Origin of the sequence: Streptomyces sp. NRRL F-5755 (assembly GCF_001279365.1) — a bacterium.
GTDB lineage: Bacteria > Actinomycetota > Actinomycetes > Streptomycetales > Streptomycetaceae > Streptomyces > Streptomyces rimosus.
Map to the genome: position 1 here is coordinate 1 of NZ_LGCW01000087.1, position 7940 is coordinate 7940.

The following is a 7940-nucleotide window of genomic DNA, read 5'->3' on the forward strand; positions in this document are numbered from 1 at the left end:
CCCTCGGCCCACGCCCCGTCCCCGCCCCACTCACCCCCACCGACCACCTCGTATGGGCGCGCCTCTCCGTGCTCCCCGGGAACTTCGACGGCTGGCTGGCGGGGTGTCTCGGCATCAGCAGTGACGTTTCTGCGCAGGACGTCGAGGCGGCTCTCGAACGCCTGCTGCGGGCGTCCGTCCTCGTTCGCGTACCGGACGCCCCGACCACCGCCCGCACTGCCGGCCCGGCTGTCCCCCGTCCGCCCACCCCACCCCGCTACCGCCTCCCCGCCGCAGCCCGCGCCGTCGGCCTGGCGCGCGTCCGGGCGGCCGGCGAGGAAGGCGTAGCGCTGCGCGCGTTCCGGATGGCTTGCGCCGCGCTTGCCGCCGAGGCGCAGATCGCCTGGCAGGGCCCCGACCGCCGGATCGCCGTACAGCTGGTGGAGACCGAGCGGCACAACCTGCGGGCCGCGCTGACCCGGCCCCCGCTGGACGCCGCCGACGCCCTCACCGCCCTGGACACCGCGGTCTCGCTCTGGTTCCGGTGGGCCGTCTGCGGCCGTCGGCAGGAGGGCCGCGCCCATCTCGGCCGTCTGCTGCGGCACTGCGGCGACGACACCGCCGTACGGGCCCGCGCCCTGTGGCTCGCGGGCTGGCTCGCCGCGCAGGACCACGCCCACCGCGCCGCCGAGTCGCTGCTCGACCGGGCGGCGCGCGCGGCCGCCCGGCACGCCGACGCGGATACACTGGCCCGCGTCGCGCACGCCCGCGGCGTCCTCGCCCTGCGCCGCGCGGACACCGGCACCGCCGTGGCCTGGCTGCGCAGGGCCGCCGAGCACACGTATCAGGACGCCTGGTACGGGCCCGGGCCCGCGTACAGCCAGGTCCTGCTGGCCATCGCGCTGGCGGCCTCCGGACCGGAGGGCACCCCCGTACCCGTACCCGGGCCGTGGGGCATGACCGCAGCCGTATCCCTCACCCCCACGCGCACCACGCAGAACGAAACCCGCAGCGGTCCCCTCCCGGGGCCCCGCTGCGGGCTCGGTCCTGCCTAAGGGAACGCCGTCGCGTCACTCCGCCATCGCGTCCGCCGGCTTGGCGGCCGACGCCTCGCGCTGGGCCGCCGCCTTCGCCGCCCGCCGCTTCATCACGACGAACGAACCGATGCCGAACAGCACCGCGGCCACCAGCCCCACCCAGGAGAACTTGCTGAGCCAGGACTCCGCGACCTTGCCGACGTAGTAGATCAGCGCGGTCGTGCCGCCGGCCCAGATGACGCCGCCGAGCACATTGGCGATGAGGAATTTCCAGTACGGCATTTTCAGCACGCCCGAGAGCGGCCCGGCGAAGATGCGCAGCAGGGCGATGAAACGGCCGAAGAAGACGGCCCACATGCCCCACTTGTCGAACTTCTCCTCGGCCATCGCCACCTGGTCCGGCCCGAAGTGCTTCGGGAATTTCCGGCCGGCCCAGTTGACCAGCGGCTGTCCGCCCTTGCGGCCGATCAGATAGCCGATGGAATCCCCGATGATCGCGCCGGCGGACGCACAGGCGCCCAGCACCAGCGGATCGATGTGGTCCTGGGTCGCGGCCAGCAGCGCCGAACTGACCAGGACGATCTCACCGGGCAGCGGAATGCCGAGGCTCTCCAGGCCGATGACCAACCCCACGATGAGGTACACGCTCACGGCCGGAATCGTCTCCAGCCACTCCATCTGCAAGGCCGCTTCCTCCAACTAGATGCCGGGCCCCCGCGGGCCACTGCCCGGCGTCCGCGACGCCGTCGAAGACCGGAATTCCCCCGGGCGTCCGCGTGCCGCGGCGCGCCCGGGCAGCCTACTCGATCTCCTTCGGCCGCCCCGCTGCCCCGGCGTCAGGGACACGGCCCGCCGCGCAGCACGCGACGGGCCGGTGAACACCTGGGCGGCGGGCCGCTGACCGGGCCACATTTTCCGTACCGCCGTACGAGACGCGCCCCGGCGGCGCGGAGTTGCCTCGGAGCCGCCGCAATCTGCGAGATGGGTACGCGGGAAGGTGCGCGGCGGCCCGGGCAGGTCCGGCCGCCAGGGCCGCACCCGCCCTACTTCCCCTTCGCGGGGTCGTTCGGGCGCAGCGTCCACACGATGGTCATCTCGCCGGTGACCGCGCCGTCCTCCCTGGTGATCGCGACGTTCACCGGGAACTCCGGCCGCTCGCCGGCGTCCAGCTCGGCGATGACGTCGGCGACCGGGCGGCCGATTTCGGCGGTGGCGGTGACCTCGCCCATGGCGAGCTTTTTGTAGCCGATCTCGGCCCGTACGGCGAGCGGTACGGCCCGCGAGAGCTGGTCGCCGAAGGCCGCGAGGACGATCGCGCCGCTGGCCGACTCGGCGAGGGTGAACATCGCGCCGGCGTGCGGCCCGCCGACGTGGTTGTGGTAATCCGCCTGGTCGGGCAGCCGGACCACGGCCCGCTCGGCGGTGGTCTCGGTGAAGTCGAGGTTGAGCGTGCGGGCCATCGGTACGGTGGCCGCCATCATTGCGCCGATCGACGGCTGGGTGTCGGAGGACATGACGCCATGTTACCTATGAGTAGCTTATCGGGGGAAGCCCCGGCCGGTTTTCCCGCCAGAGGACCGCGACGCTTATCGTGGTGGCCCATGTGGCCAGGTCAGCAGCCGCCCGGAGGCGAGCAGAACCCGAATTCCGCGCGGCACCCCCTCCGGGGGCACAGGCCGGTGCGGCCGTGCTGAACACCGACCGCGCGGACGGCCGCGGCGGCGCCCGCCGCCCCCGCCGCCTCCCGGACTGGGCCGGACGCAACTACACCCTGCTGACATCCGCCGCCGTGGTCGCCAACCTCGGCAGCGCCGGCTCCCTGATCGCGGCGGCGTTCGCGGTGCTCGGCACCGGCGGCTCGGCCACCGACGTCGGCCTGGTGGCCACGGCCCGTACGGTGCCGCTCGTCGTCTTCCTGCTGATCGGCGGCGCGGTCGCCGACCGGCTGCCGCGCCACCGCGTGATGGTCGCGGCGAACGCGCTCAACTGCGTCTCCCAAGGCGTCTTCGCGCTGCTCGTACTGACCGGCGAGGCACGGCTGTGGCAGATGGCGGTGCTGGCCGCGCTCGGCGGCACCGGGCAGGCGTTCTTCGCCCCGGCCTCCGAGGGAATGGTCCTCTCCAGCGTCTCCGGGGAACACTCCGGCCGGGCCTTCGCCTTCTTCCGTATGAGCATGAACGGCGCCAACATCGGCGGCGCCGCGCTCGGCGGCGCCCTGGTCGCCGCCGTCGGACCCGGCTGGGTCCTGGCCATCGACGCCGCTGCCTTCGCCATCGCCGGCGCCCTGCGCGCCTTCCTCGACGTCGGCCACATCCCCGAGCGCGCCCCCACCGCCGGACTCCTGCGCGACCTGCGCGACGGCTGGCGCGAGGTGGTCTCCCGGCCCTGGCTGTGGGCCGTGATCGGGCAGTTCGCGGTCGTCAACGCCGTCGTGGTGGCGGCCGAGGCGGTGTACGGGCCGATGGTCGCCGAGGAACACCTGGGCGGCCCCCGGCCGTGGGGCCTCGCGCTGGCCGCCTTCGGCGCGGGCACGGTCGGCGGCGCGCTGCTCATGATGCGCGTCAAGCCCCGCCGCATCCTGCTCACCGGCGTCCTGTGCGTCTTCCCGCTGGCCCTCCCGTCGGCCGCGCTCGCCGTTCCGGTGCCGGTCCCCGTCCTCCTCCTGGTGATGTTCGGCACCGGCATCGCGCTGGAGGTGTTCGGCGTGCTGTGGATGGTGGCGCTGCACCAGGAGATACCGGAGGAGAAGTTCTCCCGGGTCTCGTCGTACGACTGGTTCGGCTCGCTGGCGATCACCCCGGTGGCCACCGCGCTGGCCGGCCCCGTACAGGACCTGATCGGGCGGACCGCCGCGCTGTGGGGCTGCTCCGCGCTGATCGCGCTGCTGACGGCGGCCGCGCTGTGCGTACGGGACGTCCGCCGGCTGACGCGCCGGTCCGGCGGTACGCCGAAGCGGCTCGGCACACCGGAAACGCCCCCGGCCCCGGGCGCCGGGGCCGCCGCCTCAGCCGATGCTGAAGGCCCCGTCGGGCGGACGGGGTGACGGTACGGCCTGGTCGTCGTGCACCGGTACGGCGTCACCGATCAGCCGCCGCAGCGCCGCGCCGTGCTCGACCCGCGCGGGGAACACGTCGGCCGCGGTACGCCGGGCCAGCTGCGTGATCGGCAGTTCGGCCCGGGACGCGGCCATCACGATGTTGCCGAAACGGCGGCCGCGCAGCACCGCGGGTTCGGCGATCACACAGAGGTGGTCGAAGAGCGTGGCGAAATTGGCGAGCTGGGCCCGCAGGAAGTCGAAAGGCGCGCTGTCGGCGAGGTTCGCCGCGTAGACCCCGTACGGCCGCAGGACGCGGGCGGCAGCACGCGCGTACTCGGCCGAGGCCAGATGCGCGGGCACCCGTGAGCCGCCGAAGACATCCGCCACGATCACGTCCGCGCTCCGCTCCGGCGCCGCTTCCAGAGCCGTACGGGCATCCTCGGCCCGCACCGCGATGCCGCTGTCCGGGGGCAGCGGCAGATGTTCGGCGACCAGGGCGAGCAGCCCCCGGTCGGCCTCGACGACGTCCTGGCGGGAGCCCGGACGGGTCGCGGCGAGATAACGCGGCAGGGTCAGCGCCCCGCCTCCCAGGTGCAGCACGTCGAGCGGCTCGGCCGGAGCGGCGGCCGCGTCCAGGAGGGCCGCGAGCCGACGCGCGTACTCGAATTCCAGCTCGGTCGGCGCGTCGAGATCGACGTACGACTGCGGGGCACCGTCCACGGTCAGCAGCCAGGCACGCGCCCGGTCCACGTCCGGCATCAGCTTGGCGGTGCCGCAGTCGACGGGGCGGGTTATGGGGATGGGGTCGGAGGTGTCGGGAGTGCCGGGGGCGGGCGGGCCGGGGTTCGCTTCGGGGGCTGGGGATGGATCGGGGGCCGAGGCCGGATCAGGTGCCGAGGCCGGATCAGGTGCCGAGGCCGGATCAGGGACCAAGGCCGGATCAGGGACCAAGGCCGGATCAGGTGCCGATTCCGGTTCCTGGCCGGTGCCTCGCATCTCCGGGATCCGCACGGAAGCTCGCTGCTGCGAATCCGGCGAAACCGACGGCTTCGGCGCGTTCGGAGCCTCCTGCGACTTCGGCGACCGAGGAACCGCCTCCGGCCGATTCGTGTCGGGCCCCGCCCCGGCCACGTCGGGCCCCGCCCCGGCTGTCCCGTCCTCGGCCCGCGTGTCCCGTATCCGCCTGGCTGCTTCGTCCACCGTCCCATTGTGCCGGTACGAGGGCGCGCTCCGACCCCCGTCGAACCGGCCGCGTACCGCCCGTACCGCCCCCTCCCCGCTTCACTCCTCCCACACCGTCCGGACCTCCTTGACGTGGGCCGCGGCCTGGCGGCGTCCGGCAAGGGCCGCGGCGGCGCGTTTGGCCGGGTCCAGGACATTGCGGCCGAAGGCGGCGCGGGCCGTACGGTCGGGCACGATGACGCTCACCCGCGCACCGCGCCGCGTCAGGGCGGCGCCCTGCGACCGCGCGGTGGCGAGGGGCCCGCCGCCGGCCGCCACCGGCGCCAGGACGACGACCCGGCCGTACCCGGCGGCGAGGTCCGCGTTGGCGCTGGAGTGCACGCCTCCGTCGATCCACCGCTGCCCGCCGATGCTCACCGGCGGCCATACGCCGGGCACCGCACAGCTCGCGCTCACCGCGTCCACCAGACCGGCGCCGCTCGTGTCGTCGAAGGCCGCCCGCCGCCCGGTCACCGCGTCCACCGCCGTGATCATCAGCCGCCGCGCCGGCCAGTCGTGGCAGACCAGGCGCCGTGCGATCGCGTCGCGCCGGCTGGGCCCGGACGCTGCGCGGGCGGTCATGGCGAGGCGCCCCATCCGTACCCCGAAGTCCACGGCATCGCGCGAACGCAGCGCCAGATAGGCGAAGCGGGCCAGCTCCCGCGTGCCCATGCGCGCCGCGGTCTCCCCCGTGTCCGGGACCAGTTGGCGCGCGAACAGCTCCTCCGGTGTCAGACGGCCGGACGTGAGCTGGGCGCCCACGATGGAACCGGCCGAGGTCCCGATGACGACATCGGCCGTACCGAGATCGACACCGGCCTCGACGAGACCGGCGAGCATGCCGATCTCCCACCCGATGCCCGTGTATCCCCCGCCGCCCAGCACCAGTGCCGTTCCGGTCATCGCGGTCCCCTCCGGTTCCGTCGGGTTCGGTTCGGGTCACTTCCGTACGGCAGTGTGGCAGCCCGCGCCGTCCCCGTACCGGTGCCGGCGTACGGGGAACGGAACGGGCCGAAGCGGGCGGCCCGATGCTGCCACCGCTCCCGCTCCGGCCCTGTCATGCCTGCGGCTGCACCGCTCCGGCTACGCCTCGGCCACCGTGCGGACCGTCCCCGCCCCGACCGTCCTGCCGCCCTCGCGGATGGCAAAGCCGAGGCCGGGCTCCAGCGGTACGTCACGCCCCAGCTCGACGGTCATCGTCACCGTCTCGCCGGGCCGGGCGACCGCGCGCTCGCCGAGGTCGATGTCGCCGACCACGTCCGCCGTACGGATGTAGAACTGCGGGCGGTACCCGGTGGACAGCGGCGTGCGGCGGCCGCCCTCCTCCGTGGACAGCACGTACACCTCGGCGGTGAAGCGCCTCCGCGGCGTCACACTGTCCGGCGCCGCGACCACGTGCCCCCTGCGCACCTGCTCCCGGTGCAGGCCGCGCAGCAGCAGCGCGACGTTGTCCCCGGCCTGGGCCGACTCCATCGGTTTCCCGAAGGTCTCCACGCCGGTCACCGTCGTCTCCGTGCCGGCGCCGAGCACCGCGACCCGGTCGCCGACGCGTACCGTGCCGCGCTCGACGGCCCCGGTGACGACCGTGCCGCGCCCGGTGATGGTCAGCACGTTCTCCACCGGCAGCAGGAACGGCGCGTCGAGATAGCGCTCCGGCGTCGGTACGTAGGTGTCCACCGCGTCGAGCAGCGCCTCGATGGCCCGGCTCCAGCGCGGGTCGCCCTCCAGGGCACGCAGCCCGGAGACCCGTACGACGGGCACGTGGTCCCCGTCGTAGCCGTGCGCCGTCAGCAGCTCGCGGACCTCCAGCTCCACCAGGTCGGTCAGCTCGGGGTCGCCCGCGTCGGCCTTGTTCAGCGCGACGACGACGTGCCGGACGCCGACCTGCTTGGCGAGCAGGACGTGCTCGGCGGTCTGCGGCATGATCCCGTCGAGCGCGGAGACGACGAGGATCGCCCCGTCGAGCTGCGCCGCGCCGGTGACCATGTTCTTGATGAAGTCGGCGTGACCCGGCATGTCGACATGGGCGTAGTGCCGGGTGTCGGTCTCGTACTCGACGTGCGAGATGTTGATGGTGATGCCGCGCGCGGCCTCCTCCGGGGCCCGGTCGATCCGGTCGAAGGGCACGAAGGTGCCGCTGCCGTGCTCGCTGAGCACCTTGGTGATCGCGGCGGTGAGAGTCGTCTTGCCGTGGTCGACGTGGCCCATGGTGCCGATGTTCAGGTGGGGCTTGGTGCGCACGTATGCCGTCTTGGGCATGGCTGTGGTTCCTCGCAGAAATGCGGTGAATACGGCGGTCCCGCGGACCGCCGTGGGAACCCCTCGATCCCACCGACCCTCCCCCTGCGGGGTTCGCCGGTCGATCCGGAGAGGGTCAGCTTCGCGCGCCGGTGGCCGCGGGGACGGCGCCGGCCGCGGCAGCGGCGGGGGCGGCGTCCGCCGCGACGGTGTCCGTGGCGATGGCGGCGCCGGGGAACTGCACGGCGTCGGCCTCGGCCTTGAGAGCGGCGATGAGCGCCGCGATCGAGTCGACGGCAGCCTTCGGCGCGTCCGCGACTGCGGACGTGAGCGCGAGGTAGGACTGCCGGAACATGCCGTAAGGATCTCGTGCGGGGGTGGGCCGCGTCGAGCGAATTATTTGTGGGGGCGGGGGACCAAGCAGGGGG

7 protein-coding genes and 1 pseudogene are annotated in these 7940 nt (G+C 73.9%); 2 read left to right on the forward strand and 6 right to left on the reverse strand.

From position 1 onward, the window contains the following. Positions 1 to 1034, forward strand: a pseudogene (locus ADK86_RS11710) (hypothetical protein); the annotation flags it as partial. Between the two features lie 15 nt (positions 1035 to 1049). On the opposite strand, the gene ADK86_RS11715 reads toward ADK86_RS11710, so the two are convergent. Then, positions 1050 to 1694 (reverse strand): DedA family protein, encoded by a 645-nt coding sequence (locus tag ADK86_RS11715; protein ID WP_053696536.1) that lies wholly within the window; start codon positions 1692 to 1694, stop codon positions 1050 to 1052. A 365-nt stretch (positions 1695 to 2059) separates the two neighbouring features. Continuing rightward, positions 2060 to 2530, reverse strand: coding sequence for a DUF4442 domain-containing protein (locus ADK86_RS11720; protein WP_053696537.1), 471 nt, complete (start codon positions 2528 to 2530; stop codon positions 2060 to 2062). Positions 2531 to 2703: 173 nt separating this feature from the next. On the opposite strand from ADK86_RS11720, the gene ADK86_RS11725 reads away from it, so the two are divergent. Then, positions 2704 to 4059 (forward strand): MFS transporter, encoded by a 1356-nt coding sequence (locus ADK86_RS11725; RefSeq protein ID WP_053696538.1) that lies wholly within the window; start codon positions 2704 to 2706, stop codon positions 4057 to 4059. Here the strand turns inward: ADK86_RS11725 and ADK86_RS11730 are convergent. The 4 genes from ADK86_RS11730 to ADK86_RS11745 form a co-directional block, all read right to left on the reverse strand. Then, the gene (locus ADK86_RS11730) at positions 4021 to 4812 is read right to left on the reverse strand and encodes a spermidine synthase (RefSeq protein ID WP_234345818.1); all 792 of its coding nucleotides are present in this window, start codon (positions 4810 to 4812) and stop codon (positions 4021 to 4023) included. The genes ADK86_RS11725 and ADK86_RS11730 overlap by 39 nt on opposite strands. A gap of 522 nt (positions 4813 to 5334) precedes the next feature. Next, the gene (locus ADK86_RS11735) at positions 5335 to 6177 is read right to left on the reverse strand and encodes a patatin-like phospholipase family protein (protein WP_053696539.1); all 843 of its coding nucleotides are present in this window, start codon (positions 6175 to 6177) and stop codon (positions 5335 to 5337) included. Between the two features lie 180 nt (positions 6178 to 6357). Continuing rightward, positions 6358 to 7533 (reverse strand): elongation factor Tu, encoded by a 1176-nt coding sequence (gene tuf / locus ADK86_RS11740; protein WP_030376689.1) that lies wholly within the window; start codon positions 7531 to 7533, stop codon positions 6358 to 6360. Positions 7534 to 7648: 115 nt separating this feature from the next. Beyond that, positions 7649 to 7867: a hypothetical protein gene (locus ADK86_RS11745; protein ID WP_003987130.1), complete on the reverse strand. Its 219-nt coding sequence runs from the start codon at positions 7865 to 7867 to the stop codon at positions 7649 to 7651. Positions 7868 to 7940 lie beyond the last annotated feature (73 nt).

What these genes read in the sequence shown, in the direction of transcription:
- ADK86_RS11715 (WP_053696536.1), bottom strand. Translation starts at nt 1,694, where the DNA reads ATGGAGTGGCTGGAGACGATTCCGGCCGTGAGCGTGTACCTCATCGTG.
- ADK86_RS11720 (WP_053696537.1), bottom strand. Translation starts at nt 2,530, where the DNA reads ATGTCCTCCGACACCCAGCCGTCGATCGGCGCAATGATGGCGGCCACC.
- ADK86_RS11730 (WP_234345818.1), bottom strand. Translation starts at nt 4,812, where the DNA reads ATGCCGGACGTGGACCGGGCGCGTGCCTGGCTGCTGACCGTGGACGGT.
- ADK86_RS11735 (WP_053696539.1), bottom strand. Translation starts at nt 6,177, where the DNA reads ATGACCGGAACGGCACTGGTGCTGGGCGGCGGGGGATACACGGGCATC.
- tuf (WP_030376689.1), bottom strand. Translation starts at nt 7,533, where the DNA reads ATGCCCAAGACGGCATACGTGCGCACCAAGCCCCACCTGAACATCGGC.
- ADK86_RS11745 (WP_003987130.1), bottom strand. Translation starts at nt 7,867, where the DNA reads ATGTTCCGGCAGTCCTACCTCGCGCTCACGTCCGCAGTCGCGGACGCG.